The 15697-nt window shown below is 64.5% G+C and carries 9 protein-coding genes and 3 rRNA genes; 2 read left to right on the top strand and 10 right to left on the bottom strand.

Annotation, left to right across the window (positions count from 1 at the left end; genetic code table 11):
* Positions 1-11 precede the first annotated feature (11 nt).
* The 9 genes from SLV14N_RS34480 to SLV14N_RS34440 all read right to left on the bottom strand — a co-directional run bounded on the left by SLV14N_RS34480 (position 12) and on the right by SLV14N_RS34440 (position 11855).
* A complete protein-coding gene (locus SLV14N_RS34480; protein WP_078518836.1) occupies positions 12-860 on the bottom strand; it encodes an FHA domain-containing protein in 849 nt (282 codons plus the stop codon).
* A gap of 118 nt (positions 861-978) precedes the next feature.
* Positions 979-1995 (bottom strand): DUF881 domain-containing protein, encoded by a 1017-nt coding sequence (locus SLV14N_RS34475; RefSeq protein WP_208686424.1) that lies wholly within the window; start codon positions 1993-1995, stop codon positions 979-981.
* Between the two features lie 5 nt (positions 1996-2000).
* On the bottom strand, positions 2001-2333 hold the full coding sequence (locus tag SLV14N_RS34470) for a small basic family protein (protein WP_003984969.1): 333 nt from the start codon (positions 2331-2333) through the stop codon (positions 2001-2003).
* On the bottom strand, positions 2330-3262 hold the full coding sequence (locus SLV14N_RS34465) for a DUF881 domain-containing protein (protein WP_208686422.1): 933 nt from the start codon (positions 3260-3262) through the stop codon (positions 2330-2332). Before SLV14N_RS34465 ends, SLV14N_RS34470 begins: the two co-directional genes overlap by 4 nt.
* Before the next feature lie 75 nt (positions 3263-3337).
* Positions 3338-5833, bottom strand: coding sequence for a mannose-1-phosphate guanyltransferase (locus tag SLV14N_RS34460; RefSeq protein ID WP_208686420.1), 2496 nt, complete (start codon positions 5831-5833; stop codon positions 3338-3340).
* 121 nt (positions 5834-5954) lie between these two features.
* Positions 5955-6563, bottom strand: coding sequence for a CDP-alcohol phosphatidyltransferase family protein (locus SLV14N_RS34455; RefSeq protein ID WP_127149650.1), 609 nt, complete (start codon positions 6561-6563; stop codon positions 5955-5957).
* 146 nt (positions 6564-6709) lie between these two features.
* A 5S ribosomal RNA gene (gene rrf, locus SLV14N_RS34450) occupies positions 6710-6826 on the bottom strand.
* Positions 6827-6900: 74 nt separating this feature from the next.
* Positions 6901-10022, bottom strand: a 23S ribosomal RNA gene (locus tag SLV14N_RS34445).
* Positions 10023-10326: 304 nt separating this feature from the next.
* A 16S ribosomal RNA gene (locus SLV14N_RS34440) occupies positions 10327-11855 on the bottom strand.
* The 16S, 23S and 5S rRNA genes sit together here, the layout of an rRNA operon.
* A 617-nt stretch (positions 11856-12472) precedes the next feature.
* Between SLV14N_RS34440 and SLV14N_RS34435 the strand changes: the two genes are divergently transcribed.
* Positions 12473-12922 carry a PTS glucose transporter subunit IIA gene (locus SLV14N_RS34435; protein ID WP_208686417.1) on the top strand — a complete coding sequence of 150 codons (450 nt, stop codon included), beginning with the start codon at positions 12473-12475 and terminating at the stop codon, positions 12920-12922.
* A gap of 83 nt (positions 12923-13005) precedes the next feature.
* Positions 13006-14676 (top strand): phosphoenolpyruvate--protein phosphotransferase, encoded by a 1671-nt coding sequence (gene ptsP, locus SLV14N_RS34430; RefSeq protein WP_208686415.1) that lies wholly within the window; start codon positions 13006-13008, stop codon positions 14674-14676.
* Between the two features lie 89 nt (positions 14677-14765).
* On the opposite strand, the gene SLV14N_RS34425 is transcribed toward ptsP, so the two are convergent.
* Positions 14766-15695 (bottom strand): hypothetical protein, encoded by a 930-nt coding sequence (locus SLV14N_RS34425; protein ID WP_263272475.1) that lies wholly within the window; start codon positions 15693-15695, stop codon positions 14766-14768.
* Positions 15696-15697: the final 2 nt, after the last annotated feature.

The following is a 15697-nucleotide window of genomic DNA, read 5'->3' as shown; positions in this document are numbered from 1 at the left end:
TCCCCGGCCGGTCAGATACCGGCGCCTCGCTGGCTCGCGTAGAAGACCAGGCGGAACTTGCCGATCTGGACCTCGTCGCCGGTGGCGAGGGCAACGGAGTCGATCCGCTCACGGTTGACGTAGGTGCCGTTCAGGCTGCCGACGTCGGCGACCGTGAAGAGACCGTCCGGGCCGCGACGGAATTCCACATGACGGCGCGAGACCGTCACATCGTCGAGGAAGATGTCGCCCTGCGGGTGCCGGCCTGCCGTTGTCAGCTCGCTGTCCAACAGGAAGCGGCTGCCCGCGTTCGGTCCCCGGCGGACGACCAGCAGCGCCGATCCCAACGGAAGAGCGTCCACGGCCGCCTGCGCCTCGGGCGACAGCGACGGCGCCAGATTCTGGCCCGTCGTCTCCGAGTCGTAGGCCTCCAGCCCCGAAATGGAGATGGTCGACGTCGTCTCGGACGCCCGCTCGGGCTGGGCACCCGCACGCAGCGGCGCGCCACAGTTGGAGCAGAACCGGCTCGCCTCGGCGTTCTGGTTCCCACACCTCGTACAAACCGGCAAGGCCGACCCTCCACCCGTGTGTGCGGCTGATGGTTCCTGGGAACCTATGCGGCCGGCACCGGAGGGGTCAACAGAACCCGCGCCGTACCCCCCGGACGGACCGCTGACCTCGTCACGGAAGAGCGGACGGCCCTCGGCCGCACCGCTCTCGTCGGGCTGGCGCGGAGCGGCATGCCGCGCGGAGCCGCTGCCGCCCTCCTGGCGTGCGCTCTTGCCGAACAGCTTTCCAAACAACTTCACGGGCGATTCCCCTTGAACGAAACAGACCCGCCCGTGGGGCAGGACGAACCCTCGATGCACACACCGACCCATTCGGACATCCTGTGAACGTCCGTGGCCTTCAGACAGTTTCCACCACACACCACACGCACAGTGCGTCGACCCCCCGCTACCTCATGCCCTTCCTGGGCACTCGACATACGTGCACGCCTCACCGAGATGACAACCGAGCGTAGTCAGGCCGCTTCGCCTCTCGCAAGGCGTCCACAATGATCTTCTCCTCACGGGTCACAGACACCTTGGCCTGCTCCTTTTCCAGCGTCTGGACCACTCCGCCGGGGATGTTCAGCGCCGGTTCCAAGTCCTCCGGCTTGCCGATGACCTTGAAGCGGAACGGCTGCATGACGGGCTTGCCGTCGATCTCCACGCCACCCCGGACGTCCGAGAGAGAGCTGTCCGCGACGACCCGGACATCATTGACCTGGATGGCCTCCGCGCCGGCCGCCCGCAGCTCCTGGATGGTGTCCAGCAGCTTGTCCGCCTCGACGGAGTGCGTCGGGTCGTCGATGGTCAGGTTGATGCCGGGCCCTTGCGCCGCGACGGTCCCGGCCAGCACGCCCAGCTGCTGTTCCTTCTCCACGGTCTGCTTACGGGCCTCCTCGGCCTGGTCCGAGCTGTTCGCCAGCTCGGTCTTCTGCCCTTCCAGGCGCCGCTGTTCGTCGGTCAACCGCTGGGAGCGATTGTCCAGCTCGTCCAGAATGCGCACCAAGTCCTCCTGGCGCGCACCTCGCAGCGCACTGCTGTCACTTGTGGAACGTACCTGAATTGCCAGGCCGAGACCGAGAATGAACAGGAGCAGCGCAACGATCAGTTGAGCCCGGGTCAGCCGCGGCGGCCACAGACTCGCAACGAGCCGCTCCCGACCGGTCTTCGGGCGTTCCGCACTCCCGTCGTCATCGGCAACGACGTCCGGAGTCGAGGAGTCTGCCCCTTTGTCCTGCTTGTGTCCAGCACTGTCCGGTTCCCGGTCTTCGGCTCCGTCGCCGGACTCCGCCGGCTCGGGGGTGCTCCGGCTCTCCGGCGGCATCGGCCGCCGGCCGGCCGGGCCACCGTCCTCGTCCGGCTCCGGCCGCTCCGCCTTCTTCTCCAGATCCGGCGTCTTCTCCGGCTCCGCCTTCTTCGCCGGCTCCGGCTTCTTGCCCGGCTGCGGGGTCTCGTCCTCGGTCATCCGCCTCACGCCCTGAAGACGTGCCGGCGGATGGCAGCGGCGTTGGAGAAGATCCGGATACCCAGCACCACGACGACACCGGTGGACAGTTGGGCACCGACGCCCAACTTGTCGCCGAGGAAAACGATCAGCGCGGCGACGACGACATTCGACAGGAAGGAGACCACAAAGACCTTGTCATCGAAGATGCCGTCCAGCATGGCGCGCAGACCGCCGAACACGGCATCCAGCGCCGCGACGACAGCGATCGGCAAGTAGGGCTCGACCACCGTCGGCACCACGGGTCGGACGACAAGCCCGACCACGACTCCCACGATGAGGCCCAATACGGCGATCACGATGTGCCCTTCCCTGTGTCGGCGCCGTCCGCCTTGGCGGCACCGGCCTGCGGCTTTGCGGTACGTACGATCAAGCTGGGCGCGGGCGGCAGCGTGACCTCGTTCTCAGCGGAAATCCTGGTGCGCACGCCGTAGTTCTCCTGCAGCACATGCAGGTACTGACCGTCGGCGCTGTCCTGGAACGCGGTGCTCAGCCGCTGCCCGTCCCCCACCGCCAGCACCGTATAAGGCGGCACCAGTGGCTTGTTGTCGACCAGTATGGCGTCTCCCGCGGCTCTGATCGCCGAGAGTGACGTAAGCCGCTGTCCATTGACGGAGATGGCCTCCGCACCGGATGCCCACAGGCCGTTGACAACGCGTTGCATATCCCTGTCGCGTACCCGCCCGGTGTCCGAAAAACCACTGCTCTCACGCGGTCCGCCGCCGCTGGAGGCCGCGCCCTTCGCATCGTCCACGACGAGTTTCACACCGGGCCCGGTGACCTGGGTCGAGCCGGAGAGCAGGGCCAGCAGTTCGGCCTTGTCGCCACCGTGCTTCTTCAGGGCGTCGCGCTGCATCCTGCTGACGTCGTCCCGGAGCGCATCGACCCGCTTCTGCTGTGTGTCCGCCTCGCCGGTGCCCTTCTGGATGCGGTTGATCAGTTCCTCGCGCTCCTTGGCGAGCGTCGGTGCTGATATCCGCGCCTGCGCCGCCCCCACCGTCACGACGATCGCGGCCAGCACCAAACCGGCCGCGAGGCCCAACTTCGCCCGCAAGGTACGCGGCAGACCTCGCACCCCGGCTTCGGACTTCCGCGCGGCGGCCTCGGCATATCCGTCGTCGAGACTGTGATCCATCACGTTGGTCAGCAGCGACATGGACGCATCGGGGCGCGCGGCCGGCGTGTTCGGGTTGCTCCGATCGGGGCGCTGCTGCGACATGCCGCACATCGTCGCACGTCGGCCGCGCGGTCTCCCAATGGCCCCACCGGCGTGCCGATTCACGGCCCGCCGGTGGAGCCCCGGTCAGCGTCCTGCGCTGTCCACCACGGCGGACCACTCGTCCAGCAGCTGCTGAGCGGAGGCGTCATCCGGCCCTTCCGCCCACAGGTGGGTGACCGCCTCAGCGGGGTCCGGCAGCACCAGAACCCATCGGCCGTCGGCCTCCACGACCCGCACGCCATCGGTGGTGTCCACGTCCCGGTCACCGGCGGCCTCGACGACATGGCGCATGACCAGGCCCTTGACGGCCCAGGGGGTGGCCAGGTCCCGGCGCTGGACATGCGCCCGCGGGATCCGCGCGTCGATCTGGCTGAGTGTGAGCTGGGTACGGGCGACCAGGCCGATCAGCCGGACGAAGGCGGCCGCGCCGTCGAAGACGCTGCTGAACTCCGGGATGATGAAGCCGCCCATGCCGTCCCCGCCGAAGACCGTGCCGTCGGCGCGGCCCACCCGGGTCAGATCGTCGGGCGAGGTCGTCGTCCACTCCACCTGCGTCCCGTGATACGCGGCCACCTGCTCGGCGATCCGGGTCGTGGTCACCGGCAGCGCCACCCGGCCGGTGCGCCGCTCGGCGGCGACCAGGTCCAGCATGACCAGCAGTGCGCGGTCGTCCTCGATGATCCGGCCACGCTCGTCCACGAGGGAGAGTCGCTCACCGACGGGGTCGAAGCGCACCCCGAAGGCGGCCCGCGCCGAGGCCACGATCTCGCCGAGCCGGACGAGCCCGGCACGCCGGGCATCGGGGGTCTCGGTCGGCCTGGATTCATCGAGCCCCGGGTTGATGGTCAGGGAGTCGACACCGAGCCGTCCCAGAAGGCTGGGCAGGACCAGGCCCGCGCTGCCGTTGGAGGCGTCCACGACGACCTTCAGCCCGGACTCGCCGATGCCCGTGGTGTCCACGGCCCGCAGCAGCGACCCGGTGTAGGAGTCGAAGACACTGGCCGGGAAGATCAGGTCACCGATCTCGCCGGGGAAGGCTCGACGGTACTCCTGGCGGGCGAAGACCCGGTCGAGCTTGCGCTGCCCGGCCTGCGAGAGGTCGGCGCCCCGCTCGTCGAAGAACATGATGTCCACGGAGTCCGGCACACCGGGCGTCGTACGGACCATGATCCCGCCGGCGCTGCCACGCGCGGTCTGCTGGCGGGCGACGGGCAACGGGACGTTCTCCAAGTCGCGTACGTCGATGGCGCTGGCCTGCAGCGCGGAGATCACGGCACGCTTGAGCGCCCGGGCACCACGGGAGTGGTCACGCGCGGTGGTGACCGTGGAACCCTTCTTCAGCGTGGTGGCATACGCACCCGCGAGCCGCACCGCGAGTTCCGGTGTGATCTCGACATTGAGGATCCCGGACACCCCGCGGGCACCGAACAGATGCGCCTGGCCGCGGGACTCCCAGATCACCGACGTATTGACGAACGCACCGGCCTCGATCGTCTTGAACGGATAGACCCGCACATTCCCCTGGACGATCGACTCTTCACCGATCAGACACTCGTCACCGATGACGGCGCCGTCCTCGATCCGGGCGGCCCGCATGATGTCGGTGTTCTTGCCGATCACACAGCCGCGCAGATTGCTCTGCTGACCGATGTAGACGTTGTCGTGCACTACTGCCCGGTGGAGGAACGCACCGCTCTTGACGACGACGTTGGAGCCGACGACGGTGTGCTCACGAAGCTCCACACCCGCTTCGATCTTGGCGTAGTCACCGATGTACAGCGGACCGCGCAGCACCGCGTCCGAATGGACCTCGGCGCCCTCCGCGACCCATACGCCCGGCGAGATCTCGAAGCCGTCGATTTCGACATCGACCTTGCCTTCGAGCACATCGGCCTGGGCCTTCACATAGCTCTCATGCGTGCCGACGTCTTCCCAGTAGCCCTCGGCGATATAGCCGTAGATCGGCTTGCCTTCCTTCATGAGCTGCGGAAACACATCCCCGGACCAGTCGACCGACACGTCGGGCTCGAAATAGTCGAAGACCTCCGGCTCCATGACGTAGATGCCGGTGTTGACGGTGTCCGAGAAGACCTGGCCCCAGGTGGGCTTTTCCAGGAAGCGTTCGACCTTGCCGGCCTCGTCGACGATGGTGATGCCGAACTCGAGCGGATTGGGGACCCGCGTGAGGCAGACGGTGACAAGGGCGCCCTTTTCCTTGTGGAACCGGATCAGATCCGTGAGATCGAAGTCGGTGAGGGCGTCACCGGAGATGACGAGGAAGGCGTCGTCCTTGAGGGCTTCCTCGGCGTTCTTCACGCTGCCTGCGGTGCCGAGCGGCTTTTCCTCATTGGCGTAGGTGAGCTCCATTCCGAGCTCTTCTCCGTCGCCGAAATAGTTCTTGACGAGGGAGGCAAGGAATTGCACGGTCACGACGGTCTCGTTGAGACCATGCCGCTTCAGCAGCCTGAGCACATGCTCCATGATCGGCCTATTGACGACCGGAAGCAGGGGCTTGGGCATGCTGGACGTCATGGGGCGAAGGCGTGTTCCCTCGCCGCCGGCCATCACAACGGCCTTCATGTCGGAAGCGTCCTCCTCTAAGAGACGACGGTCTTGCCGACTTCACTTGTCCAGAACGCCCACTGTTCCTGTTATCGCGTACGGGCGCCGGGCCTTGGCACCAGCTGCCGGTCCGGAAAGCTCAGTCGGCCGTGGTGTCCGCTCTGATGAGTCGGCGGACCTGGACCACGTAGAGGATTCCTGCCCACCAGTACAGCGCCGTACCCCATCCTGCGAACGCCCATCCGAAAACCGCAGCAAGTGTGTGAAGCCAGCCGCTTCCGCTGCTCAGGAGGAGCAACGGGAAGGCGTACATCAAGTTGAACGTAGCCGCTTTGCCCAGGAAGTTCACCTGGGGCGGCCCGTAACCGTGGCGTCCGAGGAATCCGATCGCGATCAGCAGCATCAGTTCCCGTGCCAGCAGAGCCGCGGTCAGCCAGACCGGCAGGATCTCGCGCCAGGTCAGACCGACGAGGGTGGAGAGGATGTAGAGGCGGTCGGCGGCCGGGTCGAGGATCCTCCCCAGACTGCTGATCTGGTTCCAGCGCCGGGCAAGCTTGCCGTCCAGATAGTCACTGACGCCGCTCAGCGCGAGGACCAGCAGTGCCCAGCCATCGGCCTTCGGGCCACCGAATACCGGCCACAGGATCAACCACAGGAACAACGGCACGCCGAGGAGGCGAGCCATGCTCAGGATATTGGGGATGGTGAGGACGCGATCCGTCTGGACCCGCGTCTCCTGGACCTCCACGCGGAAGCCTCCTGTGGGAAATGTACCAACGATGCCCCTTGACCTTACCTGCCCCGCCGCCGACGCCGTGCCGCGGGTCCCAAGATCACGGAAACGCAAAAAAGCCCCCCAGGAACTTTCGTTCCCGAGGGGCTTTCTCAAAGTTTGTTCGGCGGCGTCCTACTCTCCCACAGGGTCCCCCCTGCAGTACCATCGGCGCTGAAAGGCTTAGCTTCCGGGTTCGGAATGTAACCGGGCGTTTCCCTAACGCAATGACCACCGAAACACTATGAAGTTAACCAACCCGGCACAATCACAGGTCGTTACTTCAGAACCTACACAGTGGACGCGAGCAACTGAGGACAAGCCCTCGGCCTATTAGTACCAGTCAACTCCACCCGTTACCAGGCTTCCATATCTGGCCTATCAACCCAGTCGTCTACTGGGAGCCTTAACCCCTCAAAGGGGGTGGGAGTCCTCATCTCGAAGCAGGCTTCCCGCTTAGATGCTTTCAGCGGTTATCCTTTCCGAACGTAGCCAACCAGCCATGCCCTTGGCAGGACAACTGGCACACCAGAGGTTCGTCCGTCCCGGTCCTCTCGTACTAGGGACAGCCCTTCTCAAGACTCCTACGCGCACAGCGGATAGGGACCGAACTGTCTCACGACGTTCTAAACCCAGCTCGCGTACCGCTTTAATGGGCGAACAGCCCAACCCTTGGGACCGACTCCAGCCCCAGGATGCGACGAGCCGACATCGAGGTGCCAAACCATCCCGTCGATATGGACTCTTGGGGAAGATCAGCCTGTTATCCCCGGGGTACCTTTTATCCGTTGAGCGACGGCGCTTCCACAAGCCACCGCCGGATCACTAGTCCCTACTTTCGTACCTGCTCGACCCGTCAGTCTCACAGTCAAGCTCCCTTGTGCACTTACACTCAACACCTGATTGCCAACCAGGCTGAGGGAACCTTTGGGCGCCTCCGTTACTCTTTAGGAGGCAACCGCCCCAGTTAAACTACCCACCAGACACTGTCCCTGATCCGGATCACGGACCCAGGTTAGACATCCAGCACGACCAGAGTGGTATTTCAACAATGACTCCACAACCACTGGCGTGGCCGCTTCAAAGTCTCCCACCTATCCTACACAAGCCGAACCGAACACCAATATCAAGCTATAGTAAAGGTCCCGGGGTCTTTCCGTCCTGCTGCGCGAAACGAGCATCTTTACTCGTAATGCAATTTCACCGGGCCTATGGTTGAGACAGTCGAGAAGTCGTTACGCCATTCGTGCAGGTCGGAACTTACCCGACAAGGAATTTCGCTACCTTAGGATGGTTATAGTTACCACCGCCGTTTACTGGCGCTTAAGTTCTCAGCTTCGCCAACCCGAAAGTTGACTAACCGGTCCCCTTAACGTTCCAGCACCGGGCAGGCGTCAGTCCGTATACATCGCCTTACGGCTTCGCACGGACCTGTGTTTTTAGTAAACAGTCGCTTCTCGCTGGTCTCTGCGGCCACCACCAGCTCACCGAGTAAATCGGATCACCAGCAATGGCCCCCCTTCTCCCGAAGTTACGGGGGCATTTTGCCGAGTTCCTTAACCATAGTTCACCCGAACGCCTCGGTATTCTCTACCTGACCACCTGAGTCGGTTTAGGGTACGGGCCGCCATGAAACTCGCTAGAGGCTTTTCTCGACAGCATAGGATCATCCACTTCACCACAATCGGCTCGGCATCAGGTCTCAGGCTTCATGCTGTCCGGATTTACCTGGACAGCGCCCTACACCCTTACCCCGGGACAACCACCGCCCGGGCTGGACTACCTTCCTGCGTCACCCCATCGCTTACCTACTACCACCTTGGATCGGCGGCTCCACCACGTCCCTTTGTCCGAAGACTCCAGGCCGGCTTCACGGCCTTAGCATTAATGGATTCGATATTGGGCGTTTCAAAGCGGGTACCGGAATATCAACCGGTTGTCCATCGACTACGCCTGTCGGCCTCGCCTTAGGTCCCGACTTACCCTGGGCAGATCAGCTTGACCCAGGAACCCTTAGTCAATCGGCGCACACGTTTCCCACGTGTGTATCGCTACTCATGCCTGCATTCTCACTCGTGAACCGTCCACAACTCGTTTCCACGGCTGCTTCACCCGGCACACGACGCTCCCCTACCCATCACAGCGGGCGTTGGCCCTCATGCTGCAATGACACGACTTCGGCGGTGTGCTTGAGCCCCGCTACATTGTCGGCGCGGAATCACTTGACCAGTGAGCTATTACGCACTCTTTCAAGGATGGCTGCTTCTAAGCCAACCTCCTGGTTGTCTCTGCGACTCCACATCCTTTCCCACTTAGCACACGCTTAGGGGCCTTAGTCGATGCTCTGGGCTGTTTCCCTCTCGACCATGGAGCTTATCCCCCACAGTCTCACTGCCGCGCTCTCACTTACCGGCATTCGGAGTTTGGCTAAGGTCAGTAACCCGGTAGGGCCCATCGCCTATCCAGTGCTCTACCTCCGGCAAGAAACACACGACGCTGCACCTAAATGCATTTCGGGGAGAACCAGCTATCACGGAGTTTGATTGGCCTTTCACCCCTAACCACAGGTCATCCCCCAGGTTTTCAACCCTGGTGGGTTCGGTCCTCCACGAAGTCTTACCTCCGCTTCAACCTGCCCATGGCTAGATCACTCCGCTTCGGGTCTTGGGCACGCTACTCAACGCCCTATTCGGACTCGCTTTCGCTACGGCTTCCCCACACGGGTTAACCTCGCAACATACCGCAAACTCGCAGGCTCATTCTTCAAAAGGCACGCAGTCACGACACAAGGAACAAGTCCTTGTGCGACGCTCCCACGGCTTGTAGGCACACGGTTTCAGGTACTATTTCACTCCGCTCCCGCGGTACTTTTCACCATTCCCTCACGGTACTATCCGCTATCGGTCACCAGGGAATATTTAGGCTTAACGGGTGGTCCCGCCAGATTCACACGGGATTTCTCGGGCCCCGTGCTACTTGGGTGTCTCTTAAACGAGCCGTTGATGTTTCAGCTACGGGGGTCTTACCCTCTACGCCGGACCTTTCGCATGTCCTTCGCCTACACCAACGGTTTCTGACTCGTCCCACAGCCGGCAGACTGCAGAAAAGAGATCCCACAACCCCAACCACGCAACCCCTGCCGGGTATCACACGTGACTGGTTTGGCCTCATCCGGTTTCGCTCGCCACTACTCCCGGAATCACGGTTGTTTTCTCTTCCTGCGGGTACTGAGATGTTTCACTTCCCCGCGTTCCCTCCACACTGCCTATGTGTTCAGCAGCGGGTGACAGCCCATGACGACTGCCGGGTTTCCCCATTCGGACACCCCCGGATCAAAGCTCGGTTGACAGCTCCCCGGGGCCTATCGTGGCCTCCCACGTCCTTCATCGGTTCCTGGTGCCAAGGCATCCACCGTGCGCCCTTAAAAACTTGGCCACAGATGCTCGCGTCCACTGTGCAGTTCTCAAGCAACGACCAGCCACCCACCACCCCAACCCGAAGGCTGAGTTCACTGGGGCCGGCATCGCGAAGGTCCAGACAACAGTCCGTACCCTCAGATACCCAACAGCGCGCCCGGCCCACTCCATCAATCCCCACGTTCCACGCCGAAGCAGTACTAGTGACAACCAATCAAGTGCGCCGAATAGTCAACGTTCCACCCATGAGCAACCAGCATCAGACATTCGCTGATGTACTGGCCTCTGACCCGAACCAGGTTCGAGTAAGAAGTGCTCCTTAGAAAGGAGGTGATCCAGCCGCACCTTCCGGTACGGCTACCTTGTTACGACTTCGTCCCAATCGCCAGTCCCACCTTCGACGATTCCCTCCCACAAGGGGTTGGGCCACCGGCTTCGGGTGTTACCGACTTTCGTGACGTGACGGGCGGTGTGTACAAGGCCCGGGAACGTATTCACCGCAGCAATGCTGATCTGCGATTACTAGCAACTCCGACTTCATGGGGTCGAGTTGCAGACCCCAATCCGAACTGAGACCGGCTTTTTGAGATTCGCTCCACCTCGCGGTATCGCAGCTCATTGTACCGGCCATTGTAGCACGTGTGCAGCCCAAGACATAAGGGGCATGATGACTTGACGTCGTCCCCACCTTCCTCCGAGTTGACCCCGGCAGTCTCCTGTGAGTCCCCATCACCCCGAAGGGCATGCTGGCAACACAGAACAAGGGTTGCGCTCGTTGCGGGACTTAACCCAACATCTCACGACACGAGCTGACGACAGCCATGCACCACCTGTACACCGACCACAAGGGGGACCCTGTCTCCAGGGTTTTCCGGTGTATGTCAAGCCTTGGTAAGGTTCTTCGCGTTGCGTCGAATTAAGCCACATGCTCCGCTGCTTGTGCGGGCCCCCGTCAATTCCTTTGAGTTTTAGCCTTGCGGCCGTACTCCCCAGGCGGGGAACTTAATGCGTTAGCTGCGGCACGGACGACGTGGAATGTCGCCCACACCTAGTTCCCAACGTTTACGGCGTGGACTACCAGGGTATCTAATCCTGTTCGCTCCCCACGCTTTCGCTCCTCAGCGTCAGTATCGGCCCAGAGATCCGCCTTCGCCACCGGTGTTCCTCCTGATATCTGCGCATTTCACCGCTACACCAGGAATTCCGATCTCCCCTACCGAACTCTAGCCTGCCCGTATCGAATGCAGACCCGGGGTTAAGCCCCGGGCTTTCACATCCGACGTGACAAGCCGCCTACGAGCTCTTTACGCCCAATAATTCCGGACAACGCTTGCGCCCTACGTATTACCGCGGCTGCTGGCACGTAGTTAGCCGGCGCTTCTTCTGCAGGTACCGTCACTTTCGCTTCTTCCCTGCTGAAAGAGGTTTACAACCCGAAGGCCGTCATCCCTCACGCGGCGTCGCTGCATCAGGCTTTCGCCCATTGTGCAATATTCCCCACTGCTGCCTCCCGTAGGAGTCTGGGCCGTGTCTCAGTCCCAGTGTGGCCGGTCGCCCTCTCAGGCCGGCTACCCGTCGTCGCCTTGGTAGGCCATCACCCCACCAACAAGCTGATAGGCCGCGGGCTCATCCTTCACCGCCGGAGCTTTCCACCACCAGACCATGCGGTCGGTGGTCGTATCCGGTATTAGACCCCGTTTCCAGGGCTTGTCCCAGAGTGAAGGGCAGATTGCCCACGTGTTACTCACCCGTTCGCCACTAATCCCCTCCCGAAGGAGGTTCATCGTTCGACTTGCATGTGTTAAGCACGCCGCCAGCGTTCGTCCTGAGCCAGGATCAAACTCTCCGTGAATGTTTACCCGTAATCGGGTCAACACACACGAGAGCGGAACCACCGGACGGAATAAGTCTGGTGGTTCACAGCGTCCTCGCTGTGTGTGCCACCCCGACCGCATCGGCCGTGGTGGACTTTCAAAGGAACCTCATCCGCCGGAAGTGTTTCCGGTAGACGGGGTATCAACATATCTGGCGTTGACTTTTGGCACGCTGTTGAGTTCTCAAGGAACGGACGCTTCCTTTGTGCCTTATCGGTTCTGATTTGACTCAGTACCGGGCTCTCCGGGCGCTTCCCTTCGGTGCTTCACACTCTATCAGGCCTTTTCCGGCTTCCGGACCGCTGCTTTTCTGCAGGCATGCAGAAAGCGCAATTCTTGAGTCGCGATCAAGACGCTAGGAGTGCCGCCCACCTCAACCGGACGCAGTTGATTGCGTCCTGGCTGTCCGGGGCAGGTGTCAGACAGTACAGCTCTGGTGTGGGCGAGGCAAATCGATTCGGCGGGACTCGCGGACGGCAACCGGCGTCTCTCATGCGGAACCGTCAGTTCTTATGACTTACGCTTCTGAACGGTGCGCCGTCCAGGACAGGTAGTGACGGCGGCCTGATGAATCTCCACCCCTGGGAGGCTTCCCATGACCACCGTGACGTCCCCTCTTGCCGGACGCGCCATCGGACTCGCGGCTGTGCCCGACCCGGTGTTCTCCGGAGCGATGGTGGGTCCCGGTACCGCCATCGATCCGGTGCGTGAGCCGTCCGCCGCAGTTTCGCCCGTGGACGGTGTTCTCGTATCGCTGCACCCGCATGCGTTCGTCGTCGTCGACTCCGAGGGGCACGGTGTGCTCACCCACCTCGGTATTGACACCGTTCAGCTCAATGGCGAGGGCTTCGAGCTGCTCGTGAACAAGGGCGACACCGTTACCCGCGGCCAGGAGGTCGTGCGCTGGAACCCGGCCGCTGTGGAGCTGGCCGGGAAGTCGCCGGTGTGCCCGGTCGTCGCGCTGGAGGCCACTGCGGACTCGCTCGGCGAGGTGCGTGAGGACGGCGACGTCAAGGCGGGCGACCAGCTCTTCTCCTGGCAGTAACGCCGGGGCTCCCCCCCCCCAACGGCAGGTACGACATCCATCGCGGCGGCCCGGGGCCGTCGCATCGACCGGAGACGGGTGCAATGGAGACAACGCTGCGAGGCGTCGGCGTCAGCCATGGTGTGGCGATCGGCGAGGTGCGGCACATGGGCACGGCGGTTCTCGAGCCGCCGGCCAAGCAGATTCCGGCGGACGAGGCGGAGCGCGAACAGGGGCGTGCCCGTCAGGCCGTGGAAGCTGTGGCTGCTGACCTGATAGCGCGGGGAAATCTGGCGGGCGGTGAGGCGCAGGCCGTGCTGGAGGCACAGGCCATGATGGCGCAGGACCCCGAGCTGATGGCGGATGTCGAGCGGCGGATCGCCGTCGGCAGCACCGCCGAGCGCGGTGTGTATGACGCGTTCGCTGCCTACCGGGCGCTGCTGGCGGGTGCCGGTGAGTACCTCGCGGGCCGGGTGGCCGACCTGGATGATGTGCGGAACCGTATCGTCGCGCGGCTGCTGGGTGTGCCGATGCCGGGTGTGCCGGACAGTGACGAGCCGTATGTGCTGATCGCGCGCGATCTGGCGCCGGCCGACACGGCGCTGCTCGACCCGACGCTGGTGCTCGGGTTCGTGACCGAGGAGGGCGGGCCGACCAGCCACAGCGCGATTCTGGCGCGGGCGCTGGGGGTGCCGGCGATCGTCGCGCTGCCCGGTGCGGGTGAGCTCGTCGAGGGCACGGTCATCGCCGTCGACGGCAGCACCGGTGAGGTCTTCGTCGAGCCGGGCGCCGAGAAGCGGGCGGCGCTGGAGCAGGCCGCGGCGGAGCGGAAGGCGGCGCTGGCGGCGTCGTCCGGTCCGGGGGCCACCTCCGACGGGCACAAGGTGCCGCTGCTGGCGAATGTCGGCGGGCCCGGTGATGTGGCCGCTGCGGTCGAGGCCGGGGCCGAGGGTGTCGGGCTCTTCCGTACGGAGTTCCTTTTCCTGGATGACAGCAAGAAGGCGCCGTCCGAGGAGAAGCAGGTCGATGCGTATCGGAAGGTGCTGGAGGCGTTTCCGGAGGGCCGCGTGGTCGTGCGCGTGCTGGACGCCGGTGCCGACAAGCCGCTGGACTTTCTGACGCCGGCCGATGAGCCCAACCCCGCGCTGGGTGTGCGGGGGCTGCGGACGCTCCTCGACCACCCGGATGTGCTGCGTACGCAGCTGACGGCGCTGGCGAAGGCGGCCGAGGGGCTGCCGGTCTACCTCGAGGTCATGGCGCCGATGGTGGCGGACCGGATCGACGCCAAGGCGTTCGCGGACGCCTGCCGGGAGGCAGGGCTGCAGGCGAAGTTCGGGGCCATGGTGGAGATCCCGTCCGCGGCGCTGCGGGCGCGGTCGATTCTGCAGGAGGTCGAGTTCCTTTCGCTGGGGACCAATGACCTGGCGCAGTACACCTTTGCCGCCGACCGTCAGGTGGGTGCCGTCTCGCGGCTGCAGGATCCCTGGCAGCCGGCGCTGCTGGACCTCGTGGCGGTGTCGGCCGAGGCCGCGAAGGCCGAGGGCAAGAGCTGTGGTGTCTGTGGTGAGGCGGCCTCCGATCCGCTGTTGGCGTGTGTGCTGACGGGGCTCGGTGTCACCAGCCTTTCGATGGGTGCGGCGTCGATTCCCTACGTGCGGTCCACGCTGTCGAAGCACACGCTGGCGCAGTGTGAGCGGGCGGCGGCAGCGGCGCGTGCCGCGGACACCGCCGACGATGCGCGGGCCGCCGCGCAGGCGGTGCTCTCCGGGGAGTGATCTCGCGCGGCGCGGTGCGTCGCAGCAGCGTGGACGGCCGTCCCGCCCTTTGTGGCGGGGCGGCCGTGCTGTTGCGGTGGGCGGTGTGGTCAGTCGTGGTGATGGAGGTCGGGCGGGGGTGTGAGGGGAAGGCCGGGGGCGTAGTCGACGCCGTGCTCGGGTGGGATCGGTTCGCCGGTGCCGGCGTCGGTGCAGTAGGCGGTGAAGACCTCGGCGGCGCTGAGGGCGCGGGGCCAGGAGTCGCGGAGGGACCAGCCGCGGACCGTGTCCTGGGCGGGGTCGCCGGTGGTGCCGTGGTCGGCGGGGCCGGGGGTGGTGCGGGAGACGATGCCGCCGGGGGTGCGCAGGGCGAAGCCGGCGGCGAGGACCGTGCAGAAGATGAGGGTGTCGGATTCGGCGAGCCGGCGCCGGGCGCCCTCCTGGGCGGTGGCGTGGAGCACCGCCAGGAGGGACGGGTGTCCGGTGGCGACGGAGCAGACGAGGTGGTGGGTGCCGCTGCCGAGGGTTTCGAGGAGCTGCTGGAGGGCCTGGGTGGCGCGGGCGAAGGCGGCGTGGGCGAGGTCTTCGCCGCACTCCGGACAGTCGCCGGCGCGGGCCAGGACGGCGGAGGCGTGGTCCCAGGTCGCCTGGCGGCCGGCTTCTTCGACGAGTAGCGGGAGCAGCCGGCTCAGCGGTTCGCCCTGGTAGGTCAATGTCGCGCCGGTACGGGCGACTTCGGCGGTGTAGCGGCTGCGGCTGTCGGGGCGGTCGGGGTCCAGGGCGAGGTCGGCGCAGTACTTCTCGTAGGCGACCGGGTCGAAGAGGCTGATGGTCGTGAGCACGCCCTGGGAGGCGAGGGTGCGCAGCAGGCGCTCCATCTGCTGGAGGTAGCTGCGGTGGTCGTCGAACGGGAAGGTGCGGTAGCGGCGCATGGCGCGGAAGTCCTGCTCGTCGGCCAGGACGGCGGCGGCGCTGGGGACTTCGCGGCGTAGTTTGCGGCGGGCGGCGGACTGGTCGGTGTACTTGGATGTGGCTGTCATGA

Origin of the sequence: Streptomyces sp. Je 1-4 4N24, from assembly GCF_026239515.1 — a bacterium.
GTDB lineage: Bacteria > Actinomycetota > Actinomycetes > Streptomycetales > Streptomycetaceae > Streptomyces > Streptomyces nigrescens.
This window is presented reverse-complemented; position numbering and strand designations above follow the sequence as displayed.

What these genes read in the sequence shown, in the direction of transcription:
- SLV14N_RS34425 (WP_263272475.1), bottom strand. Translation starts at nt 15,695, where the DNA reads ATGACAGCCACATCCAAGTACACCGACCAGTCCGCCGCCCGCCGCAAA.
- SLV14N_RS34460 (WP_208686420.1), bottom strand. Translation starts at nt 5,833, where the DNA reads ATGAAGGCCGTTGTGATGGCCGGCGGCGAGGGAACACGCCTTCGCCCC.
- SLV14N_RS34435 (WP_208686417.1), top strand. Translation starts at nt 12,473, where the DNA reads ATGACCACCGTGACGTCCCCTCTTGCCGGACGCGCCATCGGACTCGCG.
- ptsP (WP_208686415.1), top strand. Translation starts at nt 13,006, where the DNA reads ATGGAGACAACGCTGCGAGGCGTCGGCGTCAGCCATGGTGTGGCGATC.
- SLV14N_RS34465 (WP_208686422.1), bottom strand. Translation starts at nt 3,262, where the DNA reads ATGTGCGGCATGTCGCAGCAGCGCCCCGATCGGAGCAACCCGAACACG.
- SLV14N_RS34480 (WP_078518836.1), bottom strand. Translation starts at nt 860, where the DNA reads ATGGGTCGGTGTGTGCATCGAGGGTTCGTCCTGCCCCACGGGCGGGTC.
- SLV14N_RS34475 (WP_208686424.1), bottom strand. Translation starts at nt 1,995, where the DNA reads ATGACCGAGGACGAGACCCCGCAGCCGGGCAAGAAGCCGGAGCCGGCG.